The following is a 17,097-nucleotide window of genomic DNA, read 5'->3' as shown; positions in this document are numbered from 1 at the left end:
GGTCACTCCGCCGCTACGGCCTCGGCCGCGGCATGCGGATCGAAGGCGGTCGCCTCGCCCGCCTCGATCTTCGCGGCTTTCTCTTCCACCAGCCGTACGATGTGGTCGAGCATGCTCTCGTCTTCGACGTGGTGGTCGGTCACGCCTGAGAGGTACACCATGTGCTTGCCCTTGCCGCCGCCGGTGATGCCGATATCGGTCTCGCGCGCTTCGCCCGGGCCGTTCACGACGCAGCCGAGGACCGAGAGGCTCATCGGCGTCTTGATGTGCTCAAGCCGCTTCTCCAGCGCCTCCACCGTGCGGATCACGTCGAAGCCCTGGCGCGAGCAGCTGGGGCAGGAGACGACGCGGACACCGCGGGTGCGCAGGCCGAGCGCCTTGAGCATTTCGTAGCCGACGCGCACTTCCTGCTCGGGCTCGGCAGAGAGCGAGACGCGGATCGTGTCGCCGATCCCCGCCCACAGCAGGCTGCCCATGCCGATCGAGGACTTCACCGTCCCACCGATCAGCCCACCCGCCTCGGTGATGCCGAGATGCAGCGGGCAGTCCACCGCGTCGGCCAGGCCGTGATAGGCCGCGACCGCGAGGAACACATCGGAGGCCTTCACCGCCACCTTGTACTCGTGGAAGTCGTGGTCCTGCAGCAGCTTGATATGGTCGAGCGCGCTTTCGATCAGCGCCTCGGGGCAGGGCTCGCCGTATTTCTCGAGCAGATCCTTCTCGAGGCTGCCCGCGTTCACGCCGATGCGGATCGCACAGCCGTTGGCTTTAGCCGCGCGCACGACCTCGGCCACCCGCTCGCTGGAGCCGATATTGCCCGGATTGATCCGAAGGCACGCCGCGCCCTTGTCGGCCGCTTCGAGCGCGCGCTTGTAGTGGAAATGGATGTCCGCAACGATCGGCACATTCGCCGCGCGGGTGATCTTGTCGAAATGCCGCGTCGCTTCCTCGGTCGGGCAGGAGACTCGGATAATGTCCGCGCCCGCATCCTCGCACCGCCGGATCTGGTCGAGCGTGGCGCCCACATCCTCGGTCGGGGTGTTGGTCATGGTCTGGACCGAAATCGGCGCATCGCCGCCGACCGGGACCGAACCGACCATGATCTGCCGCGACTGGCGGCGTTCGATGTCTCTCCAGGGGCGTACCGACATGACCCCGTTATAGGGTCTGAAGGTTACAAGCGAAAGGTCAGAAGCGGCTGGCGATCGATGCAGCGAGGATATTGACCGACCCGGTCGATCGGGCGAGCCGGCGGATGTCGATCGCTGCGGGCGAGCCGGCATAGACCGTCTCGGTCACATCGACACTGGCGCTGGCGACCCACACATGCGCGTAGGAGAGATTGGCGGTGAAATGGCCGAGGTCGTAGCTGGCTCCGGCAGACAGCCAGGTGCGATCGCCATCGGGGATGCGAAAACCGCGGTGCTCGTCGGTCACAGGGGTCTGGTCGAACATGGTCCCGGCGCGCACGGTCAGCTTGTCCGAGACGTCGTAATCGGCACCGAGCGCCATAGACCACGTATCGCGATAATCCTGCTCGTCCACCAATGCGGGACCGGTCGCGGGTTGAACCCGGACCTCTTCGAAGCTGCTCCAGCCGTAATGACGCCACGTCGCGTAGAAACGGTAGGGCGTGTCGATGCCGATCTGCATGCTGACCGTCGCGATATCGGGCAGGTCGAGCGGCGCCGACGCGTCGTCCGTGCGGTTGTTCGCGGCAAGTGGTCCGCCGAGGCCGGAAATCTCGAGCGTTCCTTCCAGATCGTGCTTGATCTGCGACCGGTAATGGACGCCGAAGCGAACCGGAGCGAAGGTGACCGTAGCCCCGGCATTCCAGCCGAACGAGATATCGTCGCCCTGCACGTCGAGCAGTCCGTCCGGCGACCCCGGGGCAAGATTGGGCAGGGCGTTGGTCAGTTCGACATCGGCATATTGGACGTCGAGACCGGCACCGATCGAGACGTTGTCGGACAGCTTGACCGCCGCACTCGGCTGTACGTTGAGCGTGAAGAGCTTCGAGCGGTCGGCGTCGTAACGGCCGAAAAACCCCTCGTCGTAATCGCTGATCAGGCCGAATGGGCCATTGACGCTGACGCCCAGCCACACGCGGTCGCTCACCTGCACGCTGGCGGATGCATTGGGCACGAGCAGCGGCTGGGGAAATGGATTGCCACCGCCATTGCCTCCGACCGGCGCCGTGACGGGCAAGCCGGGAATGGTCCGCGTGCTGCCGCGATCGATCTGCTCTGCCTTGGCCAGCAGTATCTGGCCGCCCGCTTCGAGCTGAATGCCTTCGAGCTCGGTCATGATGGCGGGATTGAAGAAAATTGCGCCCGGGCCATCGGCGGCCACGGCTGCGCCGGACAGCGCGCGGCCGGTGGCGGTGGTCGACTGTTCGTTGATGAGAAAGCCTCCGGCAAGGCTCGGGCTGGCAGCCCCGACAAGCGCGAGCGCCGATGCGGCACGCAGGCCGTGAACGAGGAATTTGGTCATGATGCTTTCTGTGTCCTACCGGAATCTTTCGGCCCTGAAACGCCAACACGATCAGAGCTGCAATAGTAAATTTCGAGTTTTCCTCGTTCCGAGAGACGGGTCTGCCGCAGGATCGGCGTTCCGTACTCGGGTATTGTCTATTGGCGACACTTTAGACCAGATGGGGGCGATGGCCGAACTGAACGATACCGAACCCGGCACTCCGCTGCTTTTCGCACGGGTGCTCGACGGCAATGGCGGTGGCCGCCCGATCGACTGGGCGGCGATCCAGCATTGGCAGCCGGGCGATGCGGGCGCTGGCGGGGAGGTGCTGTGGCTGCACCTGTGTCGCAACACGCCCGGCGTCTATGAATGGCTGCAGGAACGGCTCGGCATTCCCGAACCGACCGCCGAACTTCTGACCAGCGACGAGACCCGCCCGCGCGCCTTCCGCGAGGGCAATACGCTGGTCGCGACTCTCAGGGGGATCAACTTCAACCCCGGAGCCGAGCCCGAGGACATGATCAGCATGCAGGTGTGGAGCGACGGCGTGCGGCTGATCACGCTGCGCCGCCATCCGCTGCAGACGCCGCGCCAGATCCTCGCCCGGATCGATCGCGGGGCGGGACCGGGCGACGTGGGTGCGATCGTTACCGCGCTGACCGAGGCGATGGTGGCGCGGATGAACGCCTCGATCGTCGATATGAACGACCATATCGACGAGCTGGAAGCGCAGGACATGGACGACGATCCCGAGGAAATGCTCCAGAAGATCGCCACCATCCGGCGCAATTGCCTTGGCCTGCAACGCCACATGGGGCCCCAGCATGTCGCGCTCGAGGCCATCAGCCGCGACGCGCCGCCCTGGTTCGAGGAGCACGACCGGCGCGAGATCGCCGAGACGATCGACCGCCTGCGCCGCTATCTCGACGATATCGACGTCAGCAAGGAAAGCGCGGTGGTGCTGATGGACGAGCTGCGCGCCCGCGCGCTCGCGAGCAACGAACGCGCGACCTACATGCTCACCATCGTCGCGGGCATCTTCCTGCCGCTGGGCTTCCTCACCGGGCTGCTCGGCATCAATGTCGGCGGGATGCCCGGGGTGAACGACAGTGACGCCTTCTGGTGGGTTGCCGCGGTCTGCATCGCGATCATCGTGGTGCTGCTGACGATCTTCAAACGATTGAAGTGGCTCTAGACTTTCACCACCGGATGAGGCGAGGGAGGATCAGCCGACCCGCCAGCCCGGCGAGCGGGATCGGCGCGACATGCCACAGGCCGAGATGGACCATATCGTCGATCGGGCAAGACAGGCCGCAGGCGAAGCTGCCCAGAGCCCCGGCGGCAACACCCGAGTAAAGCCCCGCCGCCTCGATCGAGACCGGCGCGCCGCGGCGCAGCCACCCGCCGAGCGCGGCAAATACGAGCAGGCCGCTGGCGGTGCCCCATGCGACGCAACGGGCCGCGTGCTCGTCGATCATCTCGCGCGCGCTCAGGCCTTGCGAAAGGGCAACGCCGATTGCGACCAGCGGCAGGATCGCGACCATCGCGAGGCCCCAGCGCGCGCCATCCTGTCGGTTGCCGACCTGCGGCGCAGCCATTGCCACCGCCGCGCTCGCAGCGGCTGCGCCGAGCACCAGGAGCATGGCGTTGACGATGTAGAACTCGGGCGACGCATGGCCCGCCAGGGCCGCGCGCCACGACCCCAGAACCCCGGCGACGAGGATCACGGTCAGCCCCAGCCCGGCGGCGACCAGCGCGAGGCCCTGCCGGCGGCGCATCGGCGTGCGCGGTTCGAGCTCGTCGGATAGCCGCGCGATCAGGTTCTGCGTGGACACTGTCAGTCTGCCTTCTCGATAATCTTGCCGAGCTTCTTGAGCCCGCGATGGATATTCACTTTGACCAGGCTCTCGCTCTGCCCGGTCCTTTCGGACGCCTCGCGGATCGAGAGGCCGTCGATCTTGACCAGTTCGATCGCTTCGGCCTGCTTTTCGGGAAGCTCGATGAACAGGCGGTCGAGGCTGAGCCGCGCGATCGTGCTGTCTTCCTCGCTATCCTCCGCCACATCGTGGTCCCCCAGTTCGCTCGTCGCGGACCGGTAGGCCTTGCGCAGGTGATCGACCCAGCGATAGCGCGCGATCGCGGCCAGCCACGGCAGGTAGGCGCGCGCCGGGTCCCAGGTGGCGCGCTTGCGATGCACCGCCATCAGCACGTCCTGCACCAGATCGTCGATCTGCGAAGGGGGCACCCGGCGGCGGAAGAACCGCTCCAGCCACATCCGGCTCTCGGTGAGCAGGACGTTGTACGCCTGCCGGTCGCCGCGCTGCGAGCGGCGCATCAGGTCGGCCAGCGTGCTTTCCTCGGCGATCATGCCCGGCCTTTCGCGCGGACATTGCCAGCGGTTACACGACGGCTCGCGCCAGGCCCGCCGCGATCATCCGGCGCCGCCGGACGCCGGCCGGTGCGCGGGGATGAATCCCTCGCGCACCGCCTGTGCGATCAGTTCGAGCGGGATGATCCCCTGCGCCAGCAGGAAGTCGTTGAATTCCTTCTCGTCGAACGCTTCGCCCAGCGCCAGTTCGGTCTCGACGCGCAGGTCGATCAGCTTGCGATAGCCGTAGTAGTACGCGCCAGCCTGGCCGGGCATGCGGAACTGGTAGCGGTCGAGCTCCTGCTTGGTCATGCCGGGCGAGAACAGCGCTTCATCGCGCAGCACGTATTCGGCCTCGTCGCGGGTCATCAGGCCGAGGTTGAGCGCGGGGTCGAGGAAGGCGCGGGCCGCGCGCAGCAGTCGGAACTGCTGGGCGATGAACTGGCCCTCGATGGGCTCGTGCGGCATCATCTCCGCCTCGGCATAGAGCGCCCAGCCTTCGACGTTCACGCTGTTGAAGGCGTAGAGCATGCGGGCGAGCGACACGCCCTGCTCGACCAGCGCGGCGAACTGCATCTCGTGACCGGGGCGCGCCTCGTGCGCGCTCAACGTCCACGCGGCGGCGGGGAAGTTGAAATCGTCGTAGGCGTCGTCCGCGCTGGCGGTCGGATTGCCGACGGTGAGCACGAAAGTGCCCTGTTCGCCGGTGTTCCCGATCAGGCGCGGCGGGCGCATGTGCGGCGCGGGCTGCGCGGCGCTTTCCGCCTCGCTCGCGACGCGCATCTGCAACTCGGTGTCCGGAATGCTGACGATGTCGTTCTCGCGCGCCTTGGCTTCGAGTTCGCGGTTCACGCCGCGATAGAATTCCTCGATCTCGTCGTTGGGGATGGTCTGCTGCTTCAACTGCTTCATCACCCCGGCCATGTCGGTCTCGGGCCAGCCGTTCTTCTCCGCGATCTGCGGGGCGAGCGCCTCCATCTGGGCGCGGATTTCGTAGAAGCCGCGGCGCGCCTGGCTCATCGCCTCGCGCGGGTCCATGTCGATTCCGACATTGCGCAGGTTGAGCGCGTAAAGTTCTTCGGGGAGGCGGGCGGTGTCGCGGGCTTCCGGCAGAACTTCTTCCTGGGTCCACTCGCCGTAATCGGCGAACTGCGTTTCCATCGCGTCGAGCGCTTCGTCCGCGCCTTCGATCTCGTACTTGTCGAACAGCTCGCGAATGCCTGCGACGAAGGTCGGGATCTTGCCGATCGATTCCGCGACCTCGACCCGATAGGGCCCGATCTTCCCGTCCCCCCGGCTGGCTTCGAAATGCGTCTTGGCTTGCTCGGTATAGGGCTCGTAGCCGTCCGCTACGCCAGTATATTTGCGCAGCAGTTCCAGCGCCGAGGCGCGGCGGTTCTCGGCGGTCTGGTCGGACAGGATGCTGCCGATCGAATAGAAGATGTTCTGCGGCAGCTCGGTCCATTCGAGCATGTATTGCTCGTTCAGCTCGTTCGAGGCGATACTGCGGTCGAGATTGTCGATCAGGATGGCGAGGTCCTGCTTGACGAAGGGATTGCTCTCTCGCGCCATCGCTGCGGTGAATTCGGCCTTCAGTTCCTTCGCGCCCGCGACGTAGCGCTCGTCCGCGTCGAGCGAATAATCGAAGGTCTGGCCGTCATACTGCTCGTAGCCGGAGGACGAGGCGCCTTCGGGGTAGAACTGCGCTTCGAAGTCGATCAGCTTCTGCGTGTAGGCATTGCTGGTCTCGACCCAGTCGGGCTGGGCGGCAGGCGTTGCAGCTTCGGTGGCCTGGGCGAAAGCGGGCGCGGCTGGCAGCAGCGCGACGAGTGCGATGGCGGCGGCGAAGGTCTTCATTGGCGGCGGTTTCCCCGGTGTGGATTGTCGCGGGCAGGAGTGCGCCGCCGGGCGCGGATTGGCAAGAGTCCGCTCGACGAAAGGGCGAGAGAGATCGCCTACAGGCGCAGCTCGTAGAGGAACTCGTCGTCGCGGTGGTCGCCCACCCAGAAGTCGATATCGGCGATCTTCGCGAAGCCGTAGCGCTGGTAGAACTTCTGCGCGCGCGTGTTCTCGCTCCAGACCGAAAGCTGGACCGCGTCGTGGGCACGCTCGCGCGCCTCCGCCATCGCCCAGTCCATCAGCGCGGCGCCGATGCCCTGCCCGACGAGGTCCGGCTGGGTGTAGAGCTGGCCGAGCGCGATCGGGTTCGCCGCGTCGGAATATTCCGCGTACCAGCTGGGCGCGCGCAGCTTGACGAAGCCGAGCAGCCTCTCGCCATCATCCGCCAGCCGGTGGATGCAGAAATCATCGGCGATTTCTTCGGCCACCGCGGCTTGCGAATAGACCTCTTCCAGAAAGGCATCGAGGTCTTGCTTCTTGTAGAGATGCGCGAAGGCGGCGCAGAAACTCTCCCGGCCGAGCGCGGCCAGCGCGGGCGCATCGTCGAGGGTGGCGGGGCGCAGGATCATGGGTGAGGTGCCTAGCGCGTGGATCCGCGTCGGGGAAGCGCTGGACCGTGCGGTGGCGACAGGGCAGAACGGCGCCGACCAGAACAAGGGGATTTCCTTCATGCGCGCGATCATCGCACTCGCTCTTTCCTTCATGCTTGCCGCACCCGCCGCTGCACAGGACGGTTACGACCCGGGCGAACCGCGCTGGTCCTTCGCGATCCACGGCGGGGCGGGGACGATCGAGCGTGCGAACATGACGGCAGAGCAGGAGACCGAGTATCGCGCCGCGCTCGATGCGGCACTGAAAGCGGGCGAAGACATCCTGCGCGATGGCGGCAGCGCGATGGACGCGGTGACCGCCGCGATCACGCTGATGGAAGACGAGCCGAGGTTCAACGCCGGGCGCGGGGCGGTGTTTACCTGGGACGGCACGATCGAGCATGACGCCGCGCTGATGGATGGGCGCGACCGCGCGGCGGGCGCGGTGACGGGCACCAGCACGGTGCGCCACCCGATCCTGCTCGCTCAAGAAGTGATGCGCGACGGGCGGCATGTCTTCCTGAGCGGGGCGGGGGCGGAAACCTTCGCCGACGGCACGGATCTGGAGCGAGTGGAAAACGAATGGTTCGCGACCGAGGCACGCCGGGAGTCGCTCGAACGGATGAAGGCGGAGGCGCTTTCGGCGCTGGACGTCGACCTCAAGTTCGGGACGGTCGGCGCGGTTGCGCTCGATAGGGAAGGCAACCTTGCGGCGGGGACTTCGACCGGCGGGATGACCGGCAAGCGCTGGGGCCGGATCGGCGATGCCCCGGTGATCGGCGCCGGGACCTATGCCGACAACCGCGCTTGCGCGGTCTCCGCGACCGGCTGGGGCGAGTTCTTCATCCGCGTCGGCGTGGCGCAGGAGATCTGCACGCGGTTGCGGCTTCAGGAAGAAATCCTCGATCTGCTGGCAGCGGGTGTGGAACCGCATCCGGTCTGGACCCGTGCCAAGTCTCAGAATGTCGCCGATGAGGTTCTGGCCGAGGTGAAGGAGCTGGGCGGCGACGGCGGCGTGATCCTCGTCACGCCCGCAGGCGATGCGATCTTCAGCTTCAACACGCCCGGCATGTACCGCGCCCGCTCGACCAGCGAAGGGCTGCGCGAGATCGCGATCTACGGCGAGGGCGAATAGCGGCCTGCTTCCCTGTCGGACAGGGGTGACGAGGGTGACACGTGTCACCCTGGTGTCACCCTCGAAAAACCTCGGGAAGCCTCTGTTTTACAAAGACATATTTCCGGCCGGGTGACACTTTGCCGGTTTGCGCCTCTTTTTTCCATGAGGCGCGCGGAAGGGAAACGCAGGGACGACGATGGGAAAGAGCCGCCGCCACGCTAGCGCGAGCGGCGCGTGTAGGACAGCAGAAGGCCTGCAGGTTCCTCCCCGTTTTGCGCGGAGCGCCAAATGGGGAGGTGGCAGATGCCGTCAGGCATCTGACGGAGGGGCGGGGGTGAGGCGCTGCGGCCTCAGATTGGGCCCCTCCACCCCCGGACCTAGCGGTCCGGCGGTCCCCCTCCCCGCTTGTCCCTCCGGGAAAAGCGGGGAGGATCTGGAGCGTCAGGCCGGGCGCGTCGCGCGGCGCAGTACGTCGCCGAAGCCGTGCGCGATGCAGTCATGGTCGCGGTAGTAGCCGCGCTCCGAAAGCAGGTGGTGCAACCGCGCCAGCCGGTAGGGCGGGACGCCCGCGAAAATGTGATGCTCCAAGTGGTAGTTCACGTTGCAGGGTGACAGCAGCAGCGCCTCCCACCAGCGCGGGATCGTGGTGCCGGTGTTGATGCGGGCATCCATCGCATCGCGGTCCTTCGCCACGCCATGCTCGGAAATCTGCCGCAGCCGCATCGTCAGCGGATAGACGAAGATCCGCGCGGCCCACCACATCGGGTAGGCCCACGGCGCACCGACCGCGAGCAGCGCCACGAAGAGCAGCGTGTGGAACAGCACCGACGGCCCGGTCTGGCTCCACTTGAAGTTTTTGATCTCGCCCAGCAGGTCGCGAAAGCCGGTCTGGCCGGTCACGTCGCGGACCAGCTTGCGCTTCAGCGAGGCGCGCGTGACGGGGTAGGACTTCACCATCCACTTGTCCGGATCGTCGGGCGTGCCCGCGTACTTGTGGTGGTTGAGGTGATAGCGGCGATAGAGGTCGAGCGGGACATGCGCCGCCGCGCCGCTCACCCACTTGCCGACGAACACGTTCAGCTTCGGCGTGCGGAAGAACGCGCCATGCGCGCAATCATGCGTGATGATCCCGAAGGCCTGGATGCGCCCGCCCAGCACGATGATCGCGGCGAGGATCGTCAGCGGGTTGGGCCACACGATCGCCACCGCAAAGGCCGCCACTGCAAGCGCGCTCTGGAACAGCACGGTCGCGGCGGCGCGTGCATCGGACTTGGCGCTGAGTTCGGCGATCTCTGCGCGGGTGATGTATTCGCCGATGGCGGGGGCGTGTTTCATGTCTCTCTCCGGCAAGGATAATACCGGAGCCGGGCCAAGCGTGCAATCGGCGCCGATGGCGCGCGCTAGCCCGCGCGCTAGCCTTCCAGCGCCGAGTGCTTGTCCGCCTTTCGCTGGCCGAAGCGCAGGTCGCCTTCCAGCTTGGCGCGCAGCGCGGTGTAGAAGGCTTCGAGAAATGCGCGCTCGTCGCCCGATCCGGCTTCCCAGCCGATCTTGCGGACGATCGCGCGGTGGACCGCGGCGAGCGTCGCCTCATCGCCGTCGCGCAGCACGCGTTCGAGCGATTGCAGCTCGTACTCGCCGTAGACCGTCAGCTCTTCGGGTCCGAAGCGGTAGACGGGCGTGGCGGCGCTGTCCTGCGCCGATGCGAGCGAGAGCACGTCGGCCAGCTTGCGCCGCGGCGCCACGACCACCCAGGTCCCCGCGACGACGTCGCCCGCGCGCAGCGCATCGCGGTTGAAGAAGGGGAACAGCATGAAGGTCGCGAACCACAGCGATCCGGCGATCCACGCCGCGCCGCCGTCGCCCGCGCTCTGGAAGAAGGTCAGCGGCAGGAAGATCTCGATCTGGCGCAACAGGTTGCGCGCGATGATCGCTTCGGCGGTCAGGCGTTCGCCCGCCTGGCCCTGCGGCCGCGCGGCGACCCGGATGCCGACCAGCCGCTTGCCCGGCGTCGCCCCTCTCGGCCCCATTTCGAAGAAGATGAAATAGCCGTTCAGCAGCACGAACATCGCGATGAAGAAGATCACGATAAGGAATTCGCCCGGCCCGTTGTCGAGCTGCTCGAGCGTGCCCAGATTGATCCCGATCAGGATCAGCGCGATGGCGACCGCCAGGACGGTGGCGAAGATGATCGCATAGTCGAGGACGAGCGCGAGCAGCCGGGCTCCGCGCGTCGCGAGCACGATCCGCAGCGGCACGCCCTCGGGCGTGATCACCTGCCGCAGCCGTTTGCTGTCCGGGGCCGCCAGCGCGGTCATGCGGCCTCCCCGGACGAGGATGGCGCGCGGCGGCCCACGAGCGTGAACAGCGCGGTCCACACCAGCAGCATGAAGACGCCGATGACGACGCGCGCCTCGAACCCGGCGAGCTGGCGCGGGAAGGCCTCGAGCACGGCGGCGAAGATCAACATGATGACGCAGCCGAGCATCACCAGCGCGGCGCGTCGCCCGGCCGCGGCGGTCGCGGCGAGGATGCTGGCATTACCGGGGAAGGCCATGCTGCGCCCGACATGGACGCCCGCCGCGCCCGCGAGCAGGATCGCGCCGAACTCGGTCGTGCCGTGCACGCTCAGCCAGGCGATGAATTCGGGCAGCAGGCCGACCGAATGGAACAGCCACGCCATCGCGCCGAGCATCGCCATGTTGTAGATCAGCAGCAGGAGCGTCGGCACGCCGAAGGCGAAGCCGAGCGCGAAGGCGAGGATGCACACGGTGGCATTGTTGTAGAACAGGTAGGCGGCGAAGGCGGAAAGGCCGCCCGCGCTGTCGGCTATGCCCAGCGTCTGCGCCAGCTCCGCGCGGCTGGCGCCCGGTACGCGGCCCCCCGCCATGCCGCCGGGCACCAGCGCGAAATACCAGTCGAGATTGCGCGCGACGAGCAGCCAGCCGGCGGCCACCCCGGCCGCCATGGCGGCGAAGGCGAGCGCGATGTCGATGCCGATGGCGCGGACCGCGCGGCTCCATCCGCCGCGCAGGAAGCCCGCGAGCCAGCGGAAGACGCCGCTGCGCGGGCCGTAGACCTGGTACCATGCGCGCTCGACCAGATTTTCGAGAAAGCCGAGCGTCGCTGCGTCGAGCGAGGTTTCGCGGGCCACGGCGAGGCTCGAGGCGGCTTGGCGGTAGAGCACCGGCAGGTCGGCAATATCCTCGTCCGACAGGCGCCGGATGCTGCCGCGCTCGAGCCGCTTGACAATCCGGTCGAGCCGGCGCCAGTCGCCCTCGCGCTCCAGCCGAAACCGGTCCGAGCGCAGGGCAGCCGCCTCGATCGCGGGCACCTCGGGCGGGGGGGCCGCGCGGAAGGGGTTGCGGATGACGGGCGGCTTCATCCTGCGATCGCCTCCTGCGCGCGCAGGGCGAGGTAACGGTCGATCAGCGCGAAGCCGAGCTTGTCATGCGGTGCCTCGATCACGTCGATACCCATCCGGCGCAGGCGGGTGATGACCAGCTGGCGCTGTCGGGCGAGCGCGTCGGCGGTGACCGCGCGGGCGAGCGCGTCGATCGAATCGGGCTGCGCATCGGTGAAGGCGGCCAGCTCGCGGTCCTCGAGCGTCACGAAGATCACCGCATGGCGCTGCCGCAACCGCCCGAGGCTCTCGATCATCAGCTCCGCCGCGGTCGTGTCGCTGAAATCGGAGAACAGCACGACCAGCGAACGCCGCTTGAGCCGGGCGCTGAGGGTGGCGAGCGCCAGCGTGTAGTTCGCTTCCTCGCCCGGCATGTAATCGAGCCCGGCCGCCGCCTGCTGCAGGCGCACGAAGCTGCGCGTCTCGCTCACGAAGGGGCTGGCGAGCAGGGGCTTGCGCGCAAAGCCGAACAGCATCGTGCGGTCGCCGCCCTTGAGCGCCACGTAAGCTGCGGTCAGGCCCGCGCTGACGGCACGGTCGAGCCGGGGTAGGCCGTCGATCGGCTCGCACATCGCCTGCCCGCAGTCGAAGGCGAAGACGATCTGGTTGTTGCGCTCCGCCTCGTTCTCGCGCGCATAGAGCGCCGCGTGGCGGGCGCTGGCCTTCCAGTCGATCCGGCGGCGGTCCATGCCCGGCTGGTACTCCGCCAGCGCCTCGAACTGCGTGCCTTCGCCGCGGCGGCGGCGGCTGGTGACGCCCAGCTCGGCATCGCGCAGCAGCGCCTGCAGCGGGCGCGATCGGATCGGGGAGAGGTCGGGCCAGATGCGGACCTCGCGGTCGAGCGCGATGCGCTTCTGGCGCGAGCCGAGGCCCCACGGCCCTTCCCACGCGAGCCATAGCGCATCGATCTCGGCGGTGCCGCGCCGGGTCGCGGCAAGCTCCGCCTCGCCCCGCCAGATGCCGTGCGCGGGTTCGAGATCGAGCGTGATGCGTCCGCCGGGGGCAAGCCGCGGCTCGGCCGCCAGCGCGGCCTGCACCGCGCCTGCGCGACCGGTGAGGTCGGCGGACACCGATAGCAGCGTCGGCTGGCCGATCTCGACATCGCTCTCGTGCTCCAGCTTCCAGTCCGCGAGGTTTCCGGCGCGCGCCGCATCGACCAGCACCAGCACCAGCAGCACCGCCGCCGCGACGGGCACGGCGAGCCATGCCGCCGGCGCCAGCAGCGCGACCGCCAGCGCGAGCGGCGCGGCGAGCGCCACGATCCGCGCGGTGCGGGTGGTGGGGAGCAGCGCGGTCACGCCCGCATTCCTCCCCGTTTTCGCGAAGCGCAAATGGGGAGGTGGCAGGCGCCGAAGGCGTCTGACGGAGGGGGGCTTGAAGGGAAACACCCCTCCACCACCCTGCGGGTGGTCCCCCTCCCCACTTGTGCCCTTCGGGCAAAAGCGGGGAGGATCTGGTGGTTCGGGTTCACCGCGGCGCCTGCGTGCTTTCGATCAGGTCGGCGACGATCGCCTCGACCTCGCGCCCCTCGATCTCGGCGGCGGCCGACAGGATCAGGCGGTGGCGCAGCACGCCTGTCGCCAGCGCCTTGATATCGTCGGGCACCACGTAGTCGCGCCCGTCGATCGCGGCGCGGACGCGGGCGGCATTGCCCAGCAGCACGGCGGCACGCGGGGATGCGCCGGTCGCGAGATCGGCGTGGTCGCGCGTCGCGCGCACCAGCCGCACGACATAGTCGACATTCTCGGGCGCGAGGGTGACCGCCTTCACCGCAGCAATGCTCTCCTGCAGCGCGTCGCGCCCCGTCACCGCCTCGATCCCGAAGGTCTCGGGCCGGGGCGGGCCCTGCTCGGCACCGAAGCGCGCGACGATATTCGCCTCTTCCTCCGCGCTCGGATAGGCGGCCATCAGCTTGAACAGAAAGCGGTCGAGCTGCGCCTCGGGCAGCGGGTAGACGCCCTGGCTCTCGATCGGGTTCTGCGTCGCGATCACCATGAAGCGGTCGGGCAGCACGTGCGTTTCGCCGTCCAGCGTCACGCGGCGTTCCTGCATCGCCTCGAGCAGCGCGGCCTGCGTCTTGGGCGGGGTGCGGTTGATCTCGTCCGCCAGCAGCAGCTCGGTGAAGATCGCGCCGCGCGTCAGCGTGAACTGGCTGGTCTGGAAGTTGAACAGGTTGGAGCCGAGGATATCGCCCGGCAGCAGGTCGGGCGTGAACTGGATGCGGCCATAGTCGAGCCCGGTGGCGCGCGCGAAGCACTGCGCGAGGAAGGTCTTGGCGGTGCCCGGCGGCCCCTCCAGCAGCACGTGGCCCTGCGCGATCAGCGCGACGAGCAGGTGATCGATCGTCTCTTCCTGGCCGATAATGGCCTTGCCGACTTGCGCCTTCACGTCGGCGGCGAGGGTGCGAAGCGTTTCCAGCGGCTGTGTCATAAGGTCCTTTCGAGGTCGCGGAGCGAGCGGGCGGCACGGACGATCTCGGTGCTGCGCCGTGCCCCGCGAAGGGGTTCGAGCTGTTGTTCGAGGCCGGGGTGCCCCCGCGCGGCGAGCGCGCGGTCGATATCCTCGGCATCGGCTTCGTGCAGGCCCAGACGCCGCGCGATGCGCGCGCGCGCCAGCGCCTCGTACGGGGTCTTCAGCAGCCGCAGGCGACGGCTGCGCGCGATCACATCCGCGCCATTGGCGACCAGCTGGCTCTTGCCCGGCTGGATCGCGGGGGCCGGGCGCAGCGCCGGGCCGAAGCGCGCAAAGGCGCGCCACATCGCGATGGCGAGCGCCAGCAGCAGCGTCAACGTGGCGGCGAGGAAGGGCGGCTCGAACGCGAGCGTCAGGAGGTTGCGCGAGGCGCCGAGCCCGTTCAGCGTCATGTCGAAGTGCACCGGCGCTTCCGTCCCCTGCCGTGCGAGCGCGACGAGATCCGAGGCCAGCGCGGCGCGGGTCGCGTCCGCGAGGCCCCAGTTGTTCAGCAGGTCGGGCTCCGCCACGATCAGCACGTTGTAGACTGGGCGGCCATCGCCGCGCTCGGGATCGAGGTAGAGATCGCCGTCGAGATAGCTGCCGTCGTCGGCAAGATGGGCGGCCAGCATGCGGTTCTGGTCGTCGACCACCACGGGGCTGAGGACCCCTTCGGCATCGCGAGCGCGGAGCGCGGTGAGGAAGCGGGGGCTGGGCAGTCCGCCGGCCGATCCCAAACCGCGCCAGCGTGCGTTTCCATCCGCGACGGTCGCGCCGCGCATCCGGCCCTCGCCCGGATCGACGTCGACCAAGTCGACGAGCAGATCATGCGTGTCGATCGTGAGATCCCACCGGCCAGATGGCCTGACAATGTTGACCCATCCGGGTTTCACGCCGCGTCCCTGTGCAGGAAACGTAGCCCATTTGGGCGCTACGATCATCGTCGGCCCGATGGTGCGCCGCCGGTCGACGATCTCGGCCAGCTCGTCGGTGTCGACTTCGGGCGGCGGGGTCAGCACCAGCAGCCCGGGCGTGTCCATCGCGCCCCGGTCGCGCGAGCGGACCACCGGCACGTCCTGCGCCTCGAGCATGCGGGTCAGCGCGGCGAAGCCCGTCAATCCCGTGCCTGCGGCATGGGCGCGGCCATTATTGGCATTCCCCGAAAGCCCGCCCTGACCGACCAGGAACAGGAACGCGACGAAGGCGAGGACCGCGAAGACGACGAGCGCGAAGGTGCCGCGCTTGCCGAAGGCGGCGCGATCGGTGGATGCGGCCATCTCAGCCACGCTCCTGCGCGAAATCGGCATAGGCGGCGCGCGCCGTGCGCCAGTCCGGCTCGCTCAGGTCCTCGAGCGCAAAGAGCGCGCGTTCCACCGCGCGCGCGATCGCGGCGAAGGCGGTTCGCGCCGCCTCGGGCAGGCCGTCGAGCCGGGCGAGTTCGCGCGCCGTGCTCGACGGCTGGACGAGGTCGGGGCGCCGCGTGGCGATCTGGCCGATGCTGCGCGCGAGCAGCAGGCGGACCGCCTCGCCGTAGAGCCCCTTGGCCGCCAGCGCGTCGGCATCGTCGAGCAGCGCGCGCGCCTCGGCCGGATCGATCGCCGGCTCGGCGCCCTCGTCCGGGGCGGCATCGCGCTTCGCGAAAACCTCGAGCCCCGCGATCCTTGCGATCAGCAGCGCCAGCAGAATCACTCCGACGCCGACCAGCACCCATTGCAGCACCGGCCACGCGGCCACGAAGGCGCGGGCGAGCGGACCGAAAACATCCACCAGGAATTCGCCGACGGCCCGCAGCCACTCGGGCATTTCGCGCGGCGCGGGCGGTTCGATGGGTGCGAACTGGATATCGCTATCGTCGCGCACGCTGCGCCACGCGTCCGCCGCCGCGTCATCGGTGCCTGCGCCTATCGTCACGGGGGCGAGGGATTGCACGCGGTCACTTGCGTCGCAAGGCATTGCGGACATAGGACCTTCGTTCCTATCGGGCGCGTGGCACTTGCGCACACAAAGCCGTGTGGCTAGATCGCCCACGCAACCTTCCCCAGCAGATGTGGCCAGGCAAATTTCGATGAAAGACGATCGCAATACCGCTTTCGGGTGGATCCTGTTTTCCGGCGTGGTGGCGCTCGGCCTTTCGAGCATCAGCGCGAAGTACTTCCACGGCGACGATCCGGAAGCTCCGGAAGAGCCGGGCTTCTTCATCGAAGGTGCCGAGGAAGAAGGCGCCGCCGAAAGCGGACCCTCGCTTGCCAATCTGCTCGCTTCGGGCAGCGCATCGGCGGGCGAAGGTGTGTTCGCCAAGTGCTCCGCCTGCCACACGATCGCGCAGGGCGGCGGCAATGGTATCGGCCCCAATCTTTACGGTGTGCTGGGCACCGGCATCGGCCAGCACGCGCCCGGCTTCGCCTACAGCTCCGCGCTGTCGGGCCATGGCGGCGAATGGAATTACGAGAACATGGACGCCTGGCTCGCCAGCCCGCGCGCCTTCGCCAGCGGCACCAAGATGAGCTTCGCTGGCCTTTCCAATCCCGAGGATCGCGCCAACGTGATTCTCTACCTGCTCGAAAACGGCGGCGGCCCGCCGCTGCCCGAGCCCGAAGCCGAAGAAGCGCCTGCCGAGGGCGATGACGTCGACGGTGCGGGCGAAGGCCCTGGCGCGGTCGAAGGCGCCGAGTCGGGTGAAGCCGAGGCCGCCGGCGCGATGGGCGCCGACCAGCCCGTGGCCGAGCAGGCCGCAGCCACGTCCAGCGAGGACTAGAGGCAGCGAAGACCAAAGCCTTTCGGGCGAGGGCGGCGGCAT

16 protein-coding genes are annotated in these 17,097 nt (G+C 68.2%); 3 read left to right on the top strand and 13 right to left on the bottom strand.

Annotated elements, in window-relative coordinates; translation table 11 throughout:
* Positions 1-2 precede the first annotated feature (2 nt).
* Positions 3-1,151 carry a flavodoxin-dependent (E)-4-hydroxy-3-methylbut-2-enyl-diphosphate synthase gene (gene ispG, locus DL238_RS01135; protein ID WP_115490583.1) on the bottom strand — a complete coding sequence of 383 codons (1,149 nt, stop codon included), beginning with the start codon at positions 1,149-1,151 and terminating at the stop codon, positions 3-5.
* A gap of 37 nt (positions 1,152-1,188) precedes the next feature.
* Complete coding sequence (locus DL238_RS01130; RefSeq protein WP_115490582.1) at positions 1,189-2,493, bottom strand: OmpP1/FadL family transporter; 1,305 nt, start codon at positions 2,491-2,493, stop codon at positions 1,189-1,191.
* Between the two features lie 169 nt (positions 2,494-2,662).
* Between DL238_RS01130 and DL238_RS01125 the strand changes: the two genes are divergently transcribed.
* On the top strand, positions 2,663-3,670 hold the full coding sequence (locus DL238_RS01125) for a zinc transporter ZntB (RefSeq protein ID WP_115492698.1): 1,008 nt from the start codon (positions 2,663-2,665) through the stop codon (positions 3,668-3,670).
* Positions 3,671-3,674: 4 nt separating this feature from the next.
* On the opposite strand, the gene DL238_RS01120 is transcribed toward DL238_RS01125, so the two are convergent.
* The 4 genes from DL238_RS01120 to DL238_RS01105 form a co-directional block, all read right to left on the bottom strand.
* Positions 3,675-4,310 carry an NrsF family protein gene (locus DL238_RS01120; RefSeq protein ID WP_234030912.1) on the bottom strand — a complete coding sequence of 212 codons (636 nt, stop codon included), beginning with the start codon at positions 4,308-4,310 and terminating at the stop codon, positions 3,675-3,677.
* 2 nt (positions 4,311-4,312) lie between these two features.
* A complete protein-coding gene (locus DL238_RS01115; protein ID WP_115490581.1) occupies positions 4,313-4,843 on the bottom strand; it encodes a sigma-70 family RNA polymerase sigma factor in 531 nt (176 codons plus the stop codon).
* 63 nt (positions 4,844-4,906) lie between these two features.
* Positions 4,907-6,700, bottom strand: coding sequence for a DUF885 domain-containing protein (locus DL238_RS01110; RefSeq protein ID WP_115490580.1), 1,794 nt, complete (start codon positions 6,698-6,700; stop codon positions 4,907-4,909).
* 98 nt (positions 6,701-6,798) lie between these two features.
* Complete coding sequence (locus DL238_RS01105; RefSeq protein ID WP_115490579.1) at positions 6,799-7,311, bottom strand: GNAT family N-acetyltransferase; 513 nt, start codon at positions 7,309-7,311, stop codon at positions 6,799-6,801.
* Positions 7,312-7,411: 100 nt separating this feature from the next.
* Here DL238_RS01105 and DL238_RS01100 point away from each other — a divergent pair, with 100 nt between their 5' ends.
* Positions 7,412-8,467 (top strand): isoaspartyl peptidase/L-asparaginase family protein, encoded by a 1,056-nt coding sequence (locus DL238_RS01100; RefSeq protein ID WP_115492696.1) that lies wholly within the window; start codon positions 7,412-7,414, stop codon positions 8,465-8,467.
* A 423-nt stretch (positions 8,468-8,890) separates the two neighbouring features.
* Here DL238_RS01100 and DL238_RS01095 read toward each other — a convergent pair whose 3' ends face one another.
* The 7 genes from DL238_RS01095 to DL238_RS01065 all read right to left on the bottom strand — a co-directional run bounded on the left by DL238_RS01095 (position 8,891) and on the right by DL238_RS01065 (position 16,211).
* Entirely contained in the window at positions 8,891-9,784 is an 894-nt protein-coding gene (locus DL238_RS01095) for a fatty acid desaturase family protein (RefSeq protein ID WP_115490578.1), read from the bottom strand.
* Between the two features lie 77 nt (positions 9,785-9,861).
* Complete coding sequence (locus DL238_RS01090; RefSeq protein ID WP_115490577.1) at positions 9,862-10,764, bottom strand: RDD family protein; 903 nt, start codon at positions 10,762-10,764, stop codon at positions 9,862-9,864.
* Positions 10,761-11,831 (bottom strand): stage II sporulation protein M, encoded by a 1,071-nt coding sequence (locus DL238_RS01085; protein ID WP_115490576.1) that lies wholly within the window; start codon positions 11,829-11,831, stop codon positions 10,761-10,763. Before DL238_RS01085 ends, DL238_RS01090 begins: the two co-directional genes overlap by 4 nt.
* Positions 11,828-13,147 (bottom strand): DUF58 domain-containing protein, encoded by a 1,320-nt coding sequence (locus DL238_RS01080; protein ID WP_115490575.1) that lies wholly within the window; start codon positions 13,145-13,147, stop codon positions 11,828-11,830. Before DL238_RS01080 ends, DL238_RS01085 begins: the two co-directional genes overlap by 4 nt.
* Positions 13,148-13,316: 169 nt before the next feature.
* A complete protein-coding gene (locus tag DL238_RS01075; RefSeq protein ID WP_115490574.1) occupies positions 13,317-14,279 on the bottom strand; it encodes an AAA family ATPase in 963 nt (320 codons plus the stop codon).
* The gene (locus tag DL238_RS01070; RefSeq protein ID WP_115490573.1) at positions 14,276-15,577 is read right to left on the bottom strand and encodes a DUF4350 domain-containing protein; all 1,302 of its coding nucleotides are present in this window, start codon (positions 15,575-15,577) and stop codon (positions 14,276-14,278) included. The genes DL238_RS01075 and DL238_RS01070 overlap by 4 nt, the downstream gene beginning before the upstream one ends.
* 1 nt (position 15,578) lies before the next feature.
* Complete coding sequence (locus DL238_RS01065; RefSeq protein WP_115490572.1) at positions 15,579-16,211, bottom strand: hypothetical protein; 633 nt, start codon at positions 16,209-16,211, stop codon at positions 15,579-15,581.
* Between the two features lie 154 nt (positions 16,212-16,365).
* Between DL238_RS01065 and DL238_RS01060 the strand changes: the two genes are divergently transcribed.
* The gene (locus DL238_RS01060; protein WP_115490571.1) at positions 16,366-17,055 is read left to right on the top strand and encodes a c-type cytochrome; all 690 of its coding nucleotides are present in this window, start codon (positions 16,366-16,368) and stop codon (positions 17,053-17,055) included.
* Positions 17,056-17,097 lie beyond the last annotated feature (42 nt).

Source organism: Alteriqipengyuania lutimaris (assembly GCF_003363135.1).
GTDB classification, from domain to species: Bacteria; Pseudomonadota; Alphaproteobacteria; order Sphingomonadales; family Sphingomonadaceae; genus Alteriqipengyuania; species Alteriqipengyuania lutimaris.
This window is presented reverse-complemented; position numbering and strand designations above follow the sequence as displayed.